The following is a 1,211-nucleotide window of genomic DNA, read 5'->3' as shown; positions in this document are numbered from 1 at the left end:
GCGGTCAAGCTCCCCGAGGACCTGTCCACGCACTCGGCGCGGGGGCAGTTCACCGGCGGCTGGCAGGGCGGTGAGCAGGTCCAGGGCTACCTGGAGGAAGAAGGCATCCCCGCGAACTCGACCACGGAAACCTACGCGGCGATCCGGGTGGACATCCACACCCGCCGCTGGGCCGGGGTCCCGTTCTACCTGCGTGCCGGGAAACGCCTGGGGCGGCGGGTGACGGAGATCGCGGTGGTGTTCAAACGCGCCCCCAACCTGTTGTTCCGGGACCACACGGATGATGACTTCGGGCAGAACGCCGTGGTGATCCGGGTCCAGCCCGACGAGGGCGCCACGATCCGGTTCGGGTCAAAGGTCCCGGGCACCCAGATGGAGGTCCGGGACGTGACCATGGACTTCGGGTACGGGCACTCGTTCACCGAGTCCTCCCCCGAGGCCTACGAGCGGCTGATCCTGGATGTGCTGCTCGGTGAGCCGCCGCTGTTCCCGCGGCACGAGGAAGTGGAGCTGTCCTGGAAGATCCTTGACCCGTTCGAGGACTACTGGGCGTCCTTGAAAGAGCAGCCCGAGCCCTACGCCCCCGGCAGCTGGGGCCCCGCCTCGGCGGATGAGTTGCTGGCCCGTGACGGACGAACCTGGAGAAGGCCATGATCGTAGACCTGCCCGATACCACCACCTCGAACGTGTCCAAGAAGATCATGGCCCTGCGCGAGCAGGGCGGGGTGATCGCGCTGGGCCGGGTCCTGACCCTGGTGGTCGTGACGAAGTCCGGGCTCGAGGAAGAAGCGATCGAGGCCGCGAACGAGGCCAGCCGGGAACACCCCTGCCGGATCATCGTGCTCGCCGACGCCGGGAAGGACCACGCGGACCGGCTGGACGCGCAGATCCGGGTCGGCGGGGACGCCGGCGCGTCCGAAGTGATCGTGCTGCGCGGCTACGGCCAGCTCGCGCACGAATCCGAGTCGCTGGTCGCGGCGTTGCTGCTTCCGGACGCCCCGATCGTGGCCTGGTGGCCGCACGGTGCCCCGGAAAACGCCTGCGAAACCTCCATCGGCCGCATCGCGCACCGCCGGATCACCGACTCCGCAAACGAACCCGACCCGCAGGCCGCGCTCGAAAACATCCGCGCCACCTACAAAGCAGGCGACACCGACCTCGCCTGGACCCGCCTCACCAACTGGCGCATCCAACTCGCCGCAGCCCTGGAC

The 1,211-nt window shown here is 68.8% G+C and carries 2 protein-coding genes; both read left to right on the top strand.

The window, feature by feature from the left end:
- Positions 1–654, top strand: a 654-nt coding sequence (locus AC5RT3_RS20595; protein WP_494125108.1) for a glucose-6-phosphate dehydrogenase, incomplete at its 5' end; no start/stop codon positions are given.
- The coding region (locus tag AC5RT3_RS20590) for a glucose-6-phosphate dehydrogenase assembly protein OpcA (RefSeq protein WP_494125107.1) at positions 651–1,211 on the top strand (561 nt) is incomplete at its 3' end. The genes AC5RT3_RS20595 and AC5RT3_RS20590, both read left to right, overlap by 4 nt.

Source organism: Arthrobacter sp. Y3221159, assembly GCF_059089885.1.
This window is presented reverse-complemented; position numbering and strand designations above follow the sequence as displayed.